This is a genomic window from Alkanindiges illinoisensis DSM 15370, assembly GCF_000619845.1.
Lineage (GTDB): Bacteria > Pseudomonadota > Gammaproteobacteria > Pseudomonadales > Moraxellaceae > Alkanindiges > Alkanindiges illinoisensis.
Genome location: NZ_JHUX01000007.1, coordinates 106,032 through 121,558 on the forward strand (window position 1 = coordinate 106,032; position 15,527 = coordinate 121,558).

Annotated in this window: 10 protein-coding genes and 1 pseudogene; 9 read left to right on the forward strand and 2 right to left on the reverse strand. The window is 49.1% G+C overall.

Features of this window, described 5'->3' with window-relative positions:
- Nucleotides 1-130 precede the first annotated feature (130 nt).
- Nucleotides 131-1,033, forward strand: a complete 903-nt coding sequence (lpxC, locus tag Q337_RS0111585; RefSeq protein WP_026471727.1) for a UDP-3-O-acyl-N-acetylglucosamine deacetylase — start codon at nt 131-133, stop codon at nt 1,031-1,033.
- A 101-nt stretch (nt 1,034-1,134) separates the two neighbouring features.
- Here lpxC and Q337_RS0111590 read toward each other — a convergent pair whose 3' ends face one another.
- Nucleotides 1,135-1,572: a DciA family protein gene (locus Q337_RS0111590; RefSeq protein ID WP_026471728.1), complete on the reverse strand. Its 438-nt coding sequence runs from the start codon at nt 1,570-1,572 to the stop codon at nt 1,135-1,137.
- 61 nt (nt 1,573-1,633) lie between these two features.
- On the opposite strand from Q337_RS0111590, the gene Q337_RS19385 reads away from it, so the two are divergent.
- The 7 genes and pseudogenes from Q337_RS19385 to recJ all read left to right on the forward strand — a co-directional run bounded on the left by Q337_RS19385 (nt 1,634) and on the right by recJ (nt 13,117).
- On the forward strand, nt 1,634-2,524 hold the full coding sequence (locus Q337_RS19385) for a M23 family metallopeptidase (RefSeq protein WP_407636776.1): 891 nt from the start codon (nt 1,634-1,636) through the stop codon (nt 2,522-2,524).
- A 258-nt stretch (nt 2,525-2,782) separates the two neighbouring features.
- Nucleotides 2,783-5,479: pseudogene (gene aceE, locus Q337_RS17605) on the forward strand (pyruvate dehydrogenase (acetyl-transferring), homodimeric type); the annotation flags it as partial.
- Nucleotides 5,480-5,673: 194 nt separating this feature from the next.
- Nucleotides 5,674-7,362 carry a 2-oxo acid dehydrogenase subunit E2 gene (locus Q337_RS17610; RefSeq protein ID WP_034280187.1) on the forward strand — a complete coding sequence of 563 codons (1,689 nt, stop codon included), beginning with the start codon at nt 5,674-5,676 and terminating at the stop codon, nt 7,360-7,362.
- A gap of 254 nt (nt 7,363-7,616) precedes the next feature.
- Nucleotides 7,617-9,083: an IMP dehydrogenase gene (gene guaB, locus Q337_RS0111610; protein ID WP_026471730.1), complete on the forward strand. Its 1,467-nt coding sequence runs from the start codon at nt 7,617-7,619 to the stop codon at nt 9,081-9,083.
- 170 nt (nt 9,084-9,253) lie between these two features.
- Nucleotides 9,254-10,591 carry a phosphoglucosamine mutase gene (gene glmM, locus Q337_RS0111615; RefSeq protein ID WP_026471731.1) on the forward strand — a complete coding sequence of 446 codons (1,338 nt, stop codon included), beginning with the start codon at nt 9,254-9,256 and terminating at the stop codon, nt 10,589-10,591.
- Between the two features lie 62 nt (nt 10,592-10,653).
- Nucleotides 10,654-11,313, forward strand: coding sequence for a pyridoxamine 5'-phosphate oxidase (gene pdxH / locus Q337_RS0111620; RefSeq protein ID WP_026471732.1), 660 nt, complete (start codon nt 10,654-10,656; stop codon nt 11,311-11,313).
- Nucleotides 11,314-11,398: 85 nt separating this feature from the next.
- Nucleotides 11,399-13,117, forward strand: a complete 1,719-nt coding sequence (gene recJ, locus Q337_RS0111625) for a single-stranded-DNA-specific exonuclease RecJ (RefSeq protein ID WP_026471733.1) — start codon at nt 11,399-11,401, stop codon at nt 13,115-13,117.
- 75 nt (nt 13,118-13,192) lie between these two features.
- Here the strand turns inward: recJ and Q337_RS0111630 are convergent, their stop codons facing one another.
- Nucleotides 13,193-13,933 (reverse strand): putative porin, encoded by a 741-nt coding sequence (locus Q337_RS0111630; protein WP_026471734.1) that lies wholly within the window; start codon nt 13,931-13,933, stop codon nt 13,193-13,195.
- Nucleotides 13,934-14,331: 398 nt separating this feature from the next.
- On the opposite strand from Q337_RS0111630, the gene prfB reads away from it, so the two are divergent.
- Nucleotides 14,332-15,427, forward strand: a protein-coding gene (gene prfB, locus Q337_RS0111635) for a peptide chain release factor 2 (RefSeq protein ID WP_211253614.1) whose coding sequence is annotated in 2 segments (ribosomal slippage) — nt 14,332-14,403 and nt 14,405-15,427 — 1,095 coding nt in all. Because the reading frame shifts where the segments join, the coding sequence is not laid out codon by codon here.
- Nucleotides 15,428-15,527 lie beyond the last annotated feature (100 nt).

The window sequence follows — 15,527 nt, forward strand, 5'->3', positions numbered from 1 at the left end:
TTGTGTTGGCAGGTACTTTCAAAAAACAGGCCTGTAGATCAGTTGGATCTACAGGCCTGTTTTCTATTCAGGCCAATAATGTTAATTTAGGCGCCTTGCTTTTTAACACAGTTTTTTAAGATAGACCTTTATGCTGAAACAGCGAACCATCAAACAAGTGATCAGAGCCAGTGGCATTGGACTGCATAGCGGTAAAAACGTATTTATCAATTTTTTACCGCATGTGATTGATGGTGGCATTGTATTTCGGCGCATTGACCTTGACCCGCCAGTCGATATTCCTGCCAATGCCTTGCTGGTACAGGAAACGGTCATGTCGTCCAATCTGGTCAAGGGGGAAGCCCGCATTGGCACGGTTGAACACCTGATGAGTGCACTGGCAGGTATGGGCATTGATAACATTATTATTGAGGTGTCTGCGCCGGAAATTCCCATTATGGACGGTAGCGCCGGGCCATTTATTTATTTGCTGCAACAGGCAGGCTTGCAGGAGCAGGACGCGGCCAAAAAATACATTTGCATCCGGCAGCCTGTTGAAGTCTGTGTGGATGACAAGCGTGCGGCGTTTTTACCCCATCATGGTTTTAGCGTGCAGTTTACCATCGACTTTGATCATCCGGCCTTTAGCGAAGAATACAAGTCCGCTGAGGTGGATTTTTCTACTACTTCATTTATTGAGGAAATCAGTCAGGCGCGCACCTTTGGCTTTATGCGTGACCTGGAATACCTGCGCCAGCATAATCTGGCGCTTGGTGCCACGCTGGACAATGCAATTGCCGTGGATGAGCAGGGTGTGGTGAATGAAGAAGGCTTGCGTTTTAGCGATGAGTTTGTGCGGCATAAAATGCTGGATGCCATTGGGGACTTATACCTGATTGGCCACAGCATTATTGGCCGCTTTGAAGGCTATAAATCCGGACATGCACTCAACAATCAACTACTACGTAAAATTTTAGCCACGCCGGAATGTTATGAAATTGTGACATTTGATGACGATGTAAATTGCCCGATTTCATACGTAAAAGTGAGTTAACTTCCTTATATCCCTAGGTTTGCAATGTAACTATCCACAGCTTTTTGTGTACTTATGTTGCTTAAAAAATAGCCTAAATCCACATTGTGCTCACTTTTCGATCATTTTTTGCTTGCCAAACGTTGTAGCGCTTCGCTAAGCTCGCGGTCATGAATGAGGGTGGCAGCTTCTAAAATGGCTTGCCGGGTTGGCTCATCCAGTGGTGGTAAAGGCAGGTGTGGCACTACTTTTGGTGCTGGTTTTGCTTCTACAATGACCCTGATGGCACGTAAATTTTTAAACTCGGTGATGTTGCGAAGTTGCTTAACGTAATGCGTTTGTAAATATCGTAATTGGCTGACCGCTGCATATTGTTCAGCAGCAACACACAGGATTCCTTCTTGAAAGGAAACTACTTGCCAGTTTTCATGTTGAGGTAACACTGGCTTTGTCAATTGCGTAAGTTTCTCCAGATAGAGCATTTGGGCTTGGAGAGATTGCAAACCCCCTGTTTTTAAATCCTGATGATGTGTGGCAAAGGCGTGAACTGGACGCTTCATGGCTAAGTCTTTGAGTTAAAAAAGCCGTTTAACCTTAAACGATTTTTTCATCCCGGAGCAAGTGGCAAACGCATCATCTGATCTAACAGCAGGACAGGAAAGAGATTATAGTTATATGCATAAGCGCCGGATTTTTTTAGCCTTATCTTTTACAGCATGGATTGCTTCATCATCATTTGCAAACCCACAGACTTTACTGAATTCTTCTGCTGACCAGACTGCACTGGACAGCTATGTCACCCAGATGTGGACCACCCAGCAACAGCTGGTTGATTCCCTGAGTGCCAGCGGCCTGATTGAGGCTGATGAGCAGCATGATCACTATCATGACCACGGCACTGGCATGGGCGGTGAGTACAATGGCGAGATGAGTGTACTGGCAACTGCTGAGGATGATGGCATCCAGCAGCAGATTGATGAGATTTCCCGTCAGGCGCAGGCCCGTCAGGACAATCTGGGTCAGTTGTCACAGGCATTAACCGTGACCCGTTCTTATCGGTCCTCAGGTTTTGTGACACCAGACAGCACGTTAAACGTCAATGCCAATGCCTTGCTGGCGATTGAGCCGATTGCCAATGCACGGGTATCCTCCAAGTTTGGCTACCGCAGCATGTCGGGCCGGGGTGAATACCATCCGGGCATTGATCTGGCTGCACCGACTGGCACCCCGATTTATGCCACAGGCGATGGCATTGTCATCCGCGCAGGCTGGGTAAACGGCTATGGCAATCTGGTTGAAATTGACCACGGTAATGGTTTGATTACCCGTTACGGTCATGCCTCACGCCTGTTTGTCTCTGTAGGTGAGCAGGTAAAAGCCAACCAGAATATTGCTGCTGTAGGCTGCACCGGACGCTGTACTGGCCCGCATGTGCATTATGAAGTGTTAAAAGATGGCAAGCGTGAAAATCCGGCCACTTATCTGGCACTGGCACCCAAGCGCGAATCCTGATGCTGTTTTTGATAGTGTGATTTCTGCGTTACCCTCATGATGAAAATGCCCGGTTTTTACCGGGTTTTTTTTGCCTGAAATTTAAGTCTGGTTTGTTGTTTTAGAACTTTTTGGCTCTCCACGTTTTGCCTGATTGTGTTTGATACGACATACATTATTTTTCAATTCTTTAGTCGATTGCCTATTGAATCCCGCTATGCTAAGTCCGTAAGGTAAGTGGCACCAACATTAGAAAATTGATAATAAAAGGAGAGCAGCATGGCGTTTTATCAGGACCCGGATGCGCTAGAAACCCAGGAATGGCAGGATGCATTTGATTCGGTCATTTCGCATGTGGGCCTTGAACGTGCTGCTTTTCTGCTCAAAGCGTTATACCAGCAAGCCATTGCACGTCATGTGCCTATCCAGCGCCTGAATACACCGTATTTAAATACCATTGCGGTTGATGAAGAAGCAGGCCTGCCCGGTGATGCACACATGGAGCGCCGTATTCGCGCCCTGATTCGCTGGAATGCACTGGCCATGGTGCTGCGTGCCAATTTAAGTGATGATCTGGGCGGCCATCTGGCGACCTTTGCCTCCAGCGCGACCTTGTATGATGTGGGCTTTAACCATTTTTTCCGCGCACCGAGTGATCGTTTTGGCGGCGACATGATTTATTACCAGGGCCATTCGGCACCGGGGATTTATGCCCGTTCTTTTCTGGAAGGCCGGATTAATGAAGAGCAACTGAGCAATTTCCGGCGTGAAGTGGGCGGCAAAGGGCTGTCCAGCTATCCGCACCCATACCTGATGCCGGATTACTGGCAATTTCCTACTGTATCGATGGGTCTTGGGCCGATCATGTCGATTTATCAGGCACATATTCAGAAATACCTCACCAACCGCAAGCTGATTAAGGATGAAAACCGCAAGGTCTGGGCCTTTCTGGGCGATGGTGAAATGGATGAGCCGGAAAGTCTGGGTGCCATTGCACTGGCAGGCCGCGAAAAGCTGGACAACCTGATCTGGGTGATTAACTGTAACCTGCAACGGCTGGATGGCCCGGTGCGTGGCAATGGCAAGATCATTCAGGAGCTGGAATCGATTTTCCGGGGTGCAGGCTGGCGTGTGATCAAGGTGGTGTGGGGCCGTCGCTGGGATTCGCTGCTGGCACGCGATAAATCCGGCGCCTTAAGACAACGCATGGAAGAAGCAGTTGATGGCGAATACCAGTTGTATCAAGCCAAGGGTGGTGCGTTTGCCCGTGAGCATTTCTTTGGCAAGTATCCGGAAACCGCAGAACTGGTTGCGGATATGAGCGATGAGGACATTGATGCGCTGAATCGCGGTGGCCATGATCCGTTTAAGGTATATGCTGCCTATGCCGAAGCTGTGAAGGGCAAGGGCCAGCCCACTGTAATTCTGGCCAAGACAGTCAAGGGCTATGGCTTGTCGGCAGAAGCCCAAAGTATTAATAAAACCCACCAGATTAAAAAATTGCAAGCTGAGGCGCTAAAATATTTCCGTGACCGCTTTAACTTGCCCTTAACTGATGCGCAATTGCCGGACTTGCCATTTTACCGTCCGGATGAGGATTCTGCTGAAATCAAGTATATGCGTGCACGCCGTGAAGCCCTGGGTGGCTACTTGCCCATGCGCTGTCAAAAGGCGGAGCCACTTGCCATCCCTGATCTGGACAGCTTCCAGCAAATTATTGAAGGCAGTGGTGACAAGGAATATTCCACCACCATGGTGATGGTGCGGATTTTATCAGCCTTGCTGAAAAACAAGGCGCTCAGTGACCGGGTAGTACCGATTGTTCCGGATGAAGCGCGTACTTTTGGTTTAGAGGGCATGTTTCGCCAGTTGGGGATTTATTCGGCCAGCGGCCAGCTGTATACCTCGGAAGACAGCGAGCAGCTGATGAGCTACCGCGAGGCTGAAAACGGCCACATGCTGCAAGAAGGCATTAATGAAGCCGGGGCGCTCAGTGCGTGGATTGCCCTGGGCACCAGTTATTCTACCAATGCATTGCCCATGATTCCGTTTTACATGTTTTATTCCATGTTTGGTTTCCAGCGGGTAGGTGACCTGATCTGGGCAGCGGGGGATTGTCAGGCACAGGGTTTTTTACTGGGCGCAACCGCAGGCCGCACCACCTTGAATGGTGAAGGCTTGCAGCATCAGGACGGACACTCATTGGTGCTGGCCAATACGGTGCCCAACTGTATGAGCTATGATCCGTGCTTTGGCTATGAACTGGCAGTGATTGTGCAGGATGGCCTGCGCCGCATGTATGGGCCAGTCGATTCTGGCGGCGGGGAACGTATTTTTTATTACCTCACGGTGATGAATGAAAACTATGTGCAGCCTGCCATGCCGGAAGGCGTTTCCGAGGGCATTCGCCGTGGCATGTATTTGTTACAGGAGGATGAGCAGGCCACCGTGCAGTTGCTGGGTTCCGGGGTCATCCTGCGTGAAGTGCAAAAAGCCGCGCAAATTTTAAAGGATGAGTACGCCATTCATGCCAATGTGTGGAGTGTCACCAGCTTTAATGAACTGGCGCGTGATGGCATGAAGTGCGAGCTGCAAAACCGCCTGCATCCAATTTGTGAAGAATCAGACATTCAGGTGCCGTGGGTGGCACAGCAGCTGGCGAATCATCAGGGCATTGTGGTGGCTGCCACTGATTATGTGCGGGCTTACAGTGAGCAAATTCGTGCTTATCTGCCGGATAGCCGCCCTTATGTGACGCTGGGCACCGATGGTTTTGGCCGCTCGGATACCCGGGAAAACCTGCGTGCCTATTTTGGGGTGGATGCCGCGCATATTGTGGTGGCAACCTTAAAACTACTGGCGGACGAAGGTGAAGTGGATCGTCGCATGGTGAAGGATGCGATTTCCAGTTTTGAGCTGGAAACGGATGTGCCGGCTCCATGGCTGCCTCAAGCAGCAGCACCGATCAATGATGTTACCAGCGCCAAATCCAGCATCAATCAGGACAATGCCCATGCCTCAACCAATACCGAAAATGAAGCGCCCGGTTCAGCCAATCAAAATGTGCAACTATTAAGTCCACAACAATCAAGCCCACAACAACCAGACCCAGAAAAACCAAGCCAAACCTTGGGACAAACTGACAGCACACCAGAACAGGAGTAAGCAGTATGGATATTAAAGCCCCTGATCTAGGTGTAGATAGCGCAGATGTATCAGAAATTCTGGTAAAAGTCGGCGACAGTATTGAAAAGGAACAAAGTCTGCTGGTGTTGGAGTCGGCGAAAGCCAGCGTGGAAGTGCCCAGTCCGGCCAGTGGGATAATTAAAGCCATTGCCATCCGACAGGGCCAAAGCGTGAAGCAGGGCGATATGCTGTTTGAGCTGGAAGGTGATACGGCTGAGCAGCCAACTCCCACTGAAAACAGCAATGTGGACGAATCAGATCAGGTCGCGCCAGAACAACAAATGGCTACTGAGCAGGATGAACCGGCCTCTGAATCAGGAATAAAAGACGTTAAAGTACCTGACCTGGGTGTGGATGAAGCGGATGTGTCAGAAATTCTGGTGAGTGTGGGTGACAGCATTGCAAAGGATCAAAGCCTGATTGTGCTGGAATCGGCCAAGGCCAGTGTTGAAGTGCCCAGTCCAGTGAGTGGGACGGTCAAGGAAATCAAGCTGAAAACTGGCCAAAAAGTTAAACAGGGCATGGTCATTTTAAGCCTTGAGCACAATGAGACAGATACAAAAAGTCTGGCAGGCAGCAAAAATACTGAACCAGATAAAATGGCACACGCTATAGCGCCTCGACCAAATAAGCATGCCCCATCTGCTCAGCAAGACCGGAACACTGGACAGGATAATGCCTCTAATCATTCCGTAAAAAATATACAGGGTCAGCAAAACCAGCAGAATAAAGCCTTAAGTGCTGAACAAATCAAGGCCAATGCTGAGGTATATGCAGGTCCGGCAGTACGACAACTGGCCCGGCAATTGGGTGTGGTACTAGCGCAAGTCCCACCATCGGGTGCCAACCAGCGCATTCTCAAGGAAGATGTGTTTGCCTTTGTTAAGCATACATTGAGTACAGAAAAAGCTGCTACTTCAGGCCAAAATGTTGTATTGGCTAGCAATGGTTTACCAGCCTTACCGGATTTTGAAAAGTTTGGCGGCAGCACCCTTCAGCCAATGTCACGCCTGCAACAGGTGTCTGTCCCACAACTTTCTCTGAATAACTATATTCCGCAAGTCACGCAGTTTGACCAAGCCGATATCACCGAACTGGAAAACTGGCGCAATACCCTTAAAGCCGATTATAAAAAACAGAATATCAGCCTGACTATTCTGGCGTTTATTGTAAAAGCTGTGGCGTATTTACTGAAAAAAGAACCTTATTTTAATAGCCATCTGGCCGATGACCAGAAATCCATTGTGCTGCGCAATGAAATTCATTTAGGCATTGCCGTTGCAACGCAAGATGGACTGACTGTGCCCGTGTTGCGTAATCCGGATACCTTGAGCATTCAGGACATTGCCATCCAGTTGGGCGAGCTGAGCCAGAAGGCCCGTGATAAAAAGCTCAAGCCACAGGAGTTGCAAGGTGCCAGCTTTACCATTACCAGTCTGGGCAGTATTGGCGGTACGGCATTTACGCCGCTGGTGAACTGGCCGCAGGTGGCTATTCTAGGGATTTCGCCAGCCAGCATGCAGCCTGTATGGAACGGTCAGGATTTTGAGCCGCGCCTAATGCTGCCGTTGTCGCTGTCGTATGATCACCGGGTCATTAATGGGGCAGACGCCGCCCGCTTTACCCACGCGTTGGCCGAAATATTGTCTGATATACGTCGTGTATTGCTGTAAGTACAGTTTGATAGAGCGCACTATTAGGCAGTATTAGGCTCTCATGCGTTAATTGGGGCGTTATTGGCTTTTCAACGGTTAAATCTGGACAGACTGGTATTTTTTCCTGCTTTAAATGCTCAAGCACTTAAAGCAGGGAAAATCCAGTGAGCTGGATAAAAACCAGTGAAATGTCATGGCAATGCTAAAACCCCGTCGCGTTTATCCCGGATTTTCGGTTATAATGCCGCACGAAACTAACCAGTGAGACTGTTATGCTGACCATCGTTCAAGAAGCGTTAACCTTCGATGATGTCTTGTTACTCCCTGCTTATTCAAATGTTCTTCCAAAAGATGTCTCCTTAAAGACACGTTTGACCCGTGAAATTGAACTCAATATTCCGCTGGTTTCTGCTGCCATGGATACCGTCACCGAATCCCGCATGGCCATTGCCATTGCGCAGGAAGGCGGTATTGGCATTTTGCATAAAAATATGGATATTGCCGCGCAGGCTGCCGAGGTTCGCCGGGTAAAGAAATACGAAGCCGGCATGGTGAAAGACCCGATTACTGTATCGCCAGATACCACGGTGGGTGAACTGATTGCCCTAACCCATGCGCACAAGATTAGTGGCGTACCCGTGGTGGTGGGCAACAAGGTGGTCGGTATTGTGACAGGCCGGGATACCCGTTTTGAAACCAACCTGAACCAGCCGGTGAGCAATATCATGACCCCGCAGGATCAACTGGTGACCGTGCGTGAAGGCGAATCCAATGAAAAAATCAAGGCACTGCTGCAACAGCACCGTATTGAAAAAGTGCTGGTGATTGCCGATGACTTTGTTTTAAAAGGCCTGATTACCGTCAATGACTTCCGTAAGGCTGAGTTATATCCCAATGCCTGCAAGGACAATCAGGGTCGCTTGCGAGTGGGTGCAGCTGTCGGTACGGGCGCTGATACGCCATCCCGCGTGGAAGCTCTGGTAGAAGCCGGTGCCGATGTGATTGTGGTGGATACGGCGCATGGTCACTCGCATGGCGTGATTGAGCGCGTGCGCTGGGTAAAACAGAATTTCCCGCATATTCAGGTGATTGGCGGCAACATTGCCACTGGTGATGCTGCTCTGGCTTTGCTGGATGCCGGCGCCGATGCGGTAAAAGTTGGGATTGGCCCTGGTTCGATTTGTACCACGCGCATTGTGGCGGGTATTGGTGTGCCACAAATTTCAGCCATTGATAATGTGGCGCGTGCCTTAAATGAACAAATTCCGCTGATTGCTGACGGTGGTATCCGTTATTCTGGTGATGTGGCCAAGGCCATTGCTGCTGGTGCCAGTGCCATTATGATTGGCTCGCTGCTGGCAGGTACCGAAGAAGCACCGGGTGAAGTTGAGCTGTTCCAAGGCCGTTATTACAAGGCGTACCGTGGCATGGGTTCACTGGGTGCCATGGCTGGCGCGACGGGTTCATCTGATCGTTATTTCCAGGATGCCAAAGAAGGTGTGGAAAAGCTGGTGCCGGAAGGCATTGAAGGCCGCGTGCCCTATAAAGGTCCGATGAGCGGTATTGTGCATCAGTTAGTGGGTGGCTTGCGTTCATCCATGGGCTATACTGGTTCCAAGGATATTCCCACCATGCGCAGCGAACCGAAATTTGTGAAAATTACGGCAGCAGGCATGAAAGAATCGCATGTGCATGATGTGACCATTACCAAGGAAGCGCCAAACTACCGGGTGGGCTAATTTTAGCCTGGCCTGAACCTGCTTCAGCTTGCCTTAAAAACCGTCAAAATTTTTGGCGGTTTTTTGTTTTACTCAATTTAATTTTTACAAAAACTTAAAATTTTTAAGTAAACTTTGTTTTAACCTACAAGGTTTGGTATTGCACTAAATAATCTTAGCGAGAAAAGAACATGAGCCACTTTGGCACCGACGGCATTCGTGGAAAATTTGGCGAAGACCCAATTACTCCAGAATTTGCATTAAAACTGGGCTTTGCGGCAGGACGCGTGTTTGCCAGTCAGGCGAAAAAAGGCCAGGCCAAAGTGATGATGGGCAAGGATACCCGCTTGTCTGGCTATGTACTGGAAGCAGCATTGCAGGCTGGCCTAAACGCGGCTGGTGTGGATGTACTGATGCTTGGCCCGCTGCCGACCCCAGCCATTGCACATTTAACCCGGGCGTTCCATGCGGATGCCGGTATTGTCATTTCAGCCTCGCACAATCCTTATTTTGACAATGGCATCAAGTTTTTTTCTGCGGAAGGTAAAAAATTGCCTGATGAGCTACAAAATGCCATTAGCGCCGAACTGGAACAGCCTATTGAAATTACTGCACCTGACCGTCTGGGCAAAAGCTACCGGATCAAGGATGCCAGTGGCCGTTATATTGAATTCTGCAAGTCCAGCTTTCCGTATCAGTTAAACCTGACAGGCCTGAAGATTGTCATTGATTGTGCCAATGGTGCCGGTTACATGGTGGGGCCAGCCATTTTGCGTGAACTGGGAGCAACAGTCATTGCACTGCATAGCCAGCCCGATGGCCTGAATATTAATGCTGACTGTGGTTCTACTCATCCGGAAAGCCTGCAAAAAGCCGTGGTGGATTATCAGGCAGATGTGGGCATTGCACTGGATGGTGATGCTGACCGTATTATCATGGTGGATCAGCACGGCAAGCTGGTGGACGGCGATGCCATTTTATACATTCTGGCCACGCAGGCCGGCTGTGCCGTTGATGGTGTGGTTGGTACCCTGATGAGCAATATGGGCTTAGAGCTGGCGCTAAAGGCGCACAATATTGCCTTTAAGCGGGCCAAGGTGGGTGACCGCTATGTGATGGCAGAGCTTGAAGAAAGCCACTGGCAAATTGGCGGTGAGCCTTCCGGCCATATTTTATGTCTGGATAAAAGCACCACCGGCGATGCACTGATTTGTGGCTTGCAGGTTCTGGCGCAAATGGTGGCACAGCAAAAAGCACTGCATGAGCTGACAGAAGGGCTAAGCATTTTACCGCAGGCGCTGGTGAATGTACGACTGGCGCAAATGCTTGATCCGTATGCCGACCCGGCCTTAAGCCAGGCATTTGATGAAGCAGAACAGCAACTGGCCGGACGTGGCCGCCTGCTGATTCGCAAATCAGGCACTGAGCCAGTGATCCGGGTCATGGTTGAAGGTGAAACGCAGGCGCAGGTCGACCAGTTGGCCAAACAACTGGCTGAGCTGATCCGTAGCCGTGCCATTGCTGCATAAGCAATTTAAGAAATGTGCAGTGCTGGCAGTATGATTCCAAGGTCAAAGCAGGCGAGGGCAGTATGAGTGTAAAGGATCTCAGCGAATTACGGCAAAATTATGGCAAAGGCAGTTTGCAGGTGCATGATGTGTCCGCCGATCCTTTAGACCAGTTCCTGAAGTGGCTGGATCATGCCTTGCAGGCACAGGTTACCGAGCCTTATGCCATGACGCTGGCTACCGCTGATGGCAATGGCCGTCCGCATGCCCGTACTGTGTTACTGCGTGGTGCAGACGCAAATGGTTTTTATTTTTATAGTAATTATGACAGCCAGAAAGGGCAGGATTTAGCGGCTAACCCGTATGCCGAGCTGCTGTTTTTCTGGCCTGCACTGGAACAGCAGGTGCGCATTCATGGATCGGTTGAGCGTATTAGCGAGCAGGAATCCACCGCGTATTATCATAAGCGTCCACGGGATAGCCAGATTGCCGCGCATGTCAGTACCCCGCAAAGTGGCATCATTGAAAGTCGTGAATTGCTGGAACAGCGCTTTGCCGATTTAAACCACCAGCTTGAACACACCACCAATATTGAAAAACCGGTATTCTGGGGTGGTTATTGCCTTAAGCCCAATTCTTATGAGTTTTGGCAAGGGCGTCCCAACCGCCTGCACGACCGTTTAAAATACATTCCTGATAGTTTGAGCGACACAGGCTGGCGTATTGAGCGTTTAATGCCTTAAATTCTGTTGCTATTATTTTCCGTCATGACGGATTACATGATAGCTTGCAGCCTATATCGTCCTGTGGATCCATTTTGCATTCGCCATGTCCTCATACCAGTTAATTGCCCGTCCTTGTCCGCCTGTTGCCGGGCAACTGGGTGAGCATATTTCTCCCTTGCTGGCCCGGCTGTATGCAGCGCGCGGTGTCGATTCGGCTGAACAACTGAGCCTTAAACTCAATCAATTGATACCCGCACAACAGCTGAAAGGACTGGACTGTGCAGTTAAGCTGCTGGATCAGGCCATTGATCAGCAAACCCGGATTTTGATCGTAGGTGATTTTGATGCTGATGGCGCAACCAGCACTGCGCTCATGATGCTGGCACTGGGCCAGATGGGTGCTTGTGTTAGCTATCTGGTGCCAGACCGCTTTAAGTATGGTTATGGTTTGACTCCGAAAATTGTGGCACTGGCCATTGATGAATACCAGCCGCAACTGATTGTGACGGTGGATAATGGCATTTCCAGTCATAGCGGAGTAGAAGCCGCGCATGCAGCCGGAATTAAGGTGATTATTACTGACCACCACCTGACCACCAAAACACCGCCAGAATGTGCAGCCGTCGTAAATCCCAACCAGCCGGAATGCAATTTTGGTAGCAAGGCACTGGCTGGTGTCGGAGTGGCCTTTTATGTGCTGGCTGCACTGGCAACCCAGCGCAAACAGCAGGGCAAAGCCAGTATTAATCTTACCCAGTATCTGGATATTGTGGCCATTGGTACGGTGGCTGACGTTGCACAACTGGATTTTAATAACCGCATTCTGGTGGCTGCCGGGGTTGAGCGTATCCGGCAGGGGGTATGTCGCCCCGGTGTGCTGGCCCTGCTGGAAGTTGCAGGCCGTGAAACCTATAAAATTAGCCCGCAGGATCTGGGTTTTGTGATTGGCCCGCGCATTAATGCCGCTGGACGTATGGAAAATATGCGCATTGGGATTGATTGCCTGCTGGCTAATAGCTTTGATGAGGCATGGCCGCTGGCACAACGGCTGGATGAGCTGAATCGTGAGCGCCGTCGGGTCGAAGCGCAAATGAAACAGGAAGCATTGGACTTGCTGGCACATTCGGCCTATAGCAACCTGAGCGATATTCCACCCGCCATTGTGCTGTTTGAACCCAACTGGCATCAGGGCGTGATTGGTATTGTGGCCGGACGCTTAAAAGAGCAGTTTCACCGGCCCACTATTGTGTTTGCGCCCAGTGAAGATGGGTTGTTTGTCAAAGGTTCGGCGCGTTCCATTGCTGGCATTCATATTCGGGATGCCATTGAGCGGGTAGCTGAACAGTATCCTGAGCTGGTGAGTCATTTTGGCGGGCATGCCATGGCAGCAGGATTAACCTTACCGCGCCAGCAATTTGAAGCTTTTACAGAGGTTTTCCAGCAAATTATTGCAGAACATGATCCAAGCCTGTTTGATGCGCGGCTATTGACGGATGGCGAACTGCAAGTCCATGAGTTTAGTCTGGATACTGCGCGTGACCTTGCGCATGCCGGGCCGTGGGGACAGGGTTTTCCTGCACCGCTATTTGAAGGGCTATTTAAGGTGCTGGAATATCGCTGGTTGCAAGACAAGCATTTGAAACTGTTGTTACAGCATCCTGATCATAAGCAGCGTATTGATGCCATTTATTTTAATGCCAAGCGACAACACTGGCCTGACACCATGCCCAAGCTTCGACTGGCTTATCAACTGGATATTAATGAATATCAGGGCAGGCAACGATTACAATTGCTGATACAACATGCTGAAATTGTGACTTAAACGGCATACCTTAAAAGAAGCCATAAAAAAGCCGCTAGACATCATGAGTAGCGGCTTTTTTTAAAGGATTAATCCTTAGAAGCGGTAGGTTCCGCGGATACCTACAGTGTTGGTGTCATCACCAAAACCTAGCTCACCTTGGACGCTGGTTTGCTGGTTAATGAATTTACGCGCACGAACCGTAAATACATCGTAATCACCTGCACCTAAGTCAGTGTTTTCATACTGACCACCAATGCTAAAGGTATTGTCGACAAAATAATCAGCAGCTACATTATAGCTGTCGTAATCACCAAATACGCCACCCGCTTCAAAATTCCAGTCATGCTGACCCACACGGGTTACATACTTGGCACGAATAGAAGGATCAGTGTTGCTGTCGTCATTATATTCAGTGCCTACCAGTCCCGCAGCAATCAGGAAGTTTGGTGCAGGGAAATAACCGATTTCAGCACCATACTGATTGGCATGGTCGTCATCAAATTCAACACGTGACAGGTTGCCAGACACGTAGAAGTCAGTGTTTGGTACGTAGTATTCACCTTTAATGCCATATTGAGTAGTTTCGTCATCGGCATCATCAGTAGCAACATTGACACCAACATTACTGGCGCGGTTCATAAAAGCAGCTTCAGCCAATGGCGCATTGTTGTCGGTTACTGGATTGAAGTAGTAGGTTGCATCCAGGCCAAATGCATTCACACTGTCACTGTTATCATTATCAAAATAAGTGTAATCCGCACCTACTTCAGTTTGATAGGCATTTGCTGCAGACATAGTGGCCAATAGTGCAGCAGCCAGCGCTAATTTTTTCATGATATCTCTCCAAAAAGAATGAAATTATTTGTTACACATTTGCCATCTTACAGCGCGTAAGAAATTAGTCAAACCTGAACCCGTTAACTGCAATTTAGCTACTTTTTATGAAGTATTTCAATGAATTAATATTTTAATTTATAAAGTTATGCACTGATATGACACACATTTTGTAAATATTTTGGGTTTTTTGCCCTAACTTGTAACATTTATGCAACCATTTCTCGGGTTGTTTACCAAGGCCATACTTAAAAATATGAATAACAACGCTGCACTTTGTAGCCAGTGTTAAAAAAAGAAATAGACGTTTAGATATTTTTGAAAAAGGGTATAGCTGTTGAGCAATGAGGTGGACGTGCTAAAATTCAGGTTCATTTATGACTGTTTTGAGATGTATTGTGGAAATTAATCCGTATCTGGTTCGGTTAAAGGACTTGCGTGAGCGTGGTCAAACGCTTAGGGGGTATCTTTGACTACGACTATAAAAAAGAGCGACTGGAAGAAGTATTACGCGAACTAGAAGACCCTGCCATCTGGAATGACCAGAGCCGTGCACAGGCAATGGCCAAGGAAAAGGGCGAGCTGGAAAATATTGTGGGTGTACTGGATGATTTAAGCCAGCAGCTGGAAGATGCACAAGCCATGCTGGATCTGGCGGTGGAAGCAGATGAAGAAAGCCTGCTGGATGATGTGGATAGTGAGCTTAAAACCGCCGATGAAGCAGTGGGCAAGCTGGAATTTCGCCGCATGTTCAGTAACCAGATGGATCCCAATAACTGCTTTCTGGATATTCAGGCCGGTTCCGGGGGTACAGAAGCACAGGACTGGGCTTCCATGTTACTGCGCATGTACCTGCGCTGGATTGAGCGTCATGGCTTTAAGGCTGAAGTCATGGAAGAATCTGATGGCGATGTAGCCGGGATTAAAAGTGCAACTATCCGGGTGGAAGGCGAGTATGCCTTTGGCTGGCTTAGAACTGAAACCGGCGTGCATCGTCTGGTACGCAAGTCGCCATTTGATAGCGGTAACCGTCGTCATACCTCGTTTTCAGCGGTATTTGTGTCGCCAGAAGTGGATGACAATATTGAAATTGATATCAATCCGGCCGATGTCCGCACTGATACTTACCGGGCTTCCGGTGCGGGTGGCCAGCACATTAATAAGACCGATTCGGCAGTGCGTTTGACGCACGTTCCCACAGGAACGGTGGTGGCCTGCCAGAATGAACGCAGCCAGCATGCCAACCGTGACCGTGCCTGGAAGCTGTTACGTGCCAAACTGTACGAGCTGGAAATCCAGAAGCGTAATGAAGCCCAACAGGCGCTAGAAGCCACCAAGTCGGATATTGGCTGGGGTAGCCAGATTCGTTCCTACGTACTGGATGATTCACGCGTGAAAGACTTGCGGACTGGCGTAGAAAATTCCAATACCGGTGCGGTACTGGATGGTGATCTGGATAAATTTATTGAAGCCAGTTTAAAAATGGGGCTTTGATCCACAAATTCGGATAGAAAAATATTTGCAGGGAAAGGGCAATATAACATTGCCCTTTTTTTTGATACATCTTATTTCAATTTTACGATATATATATCTA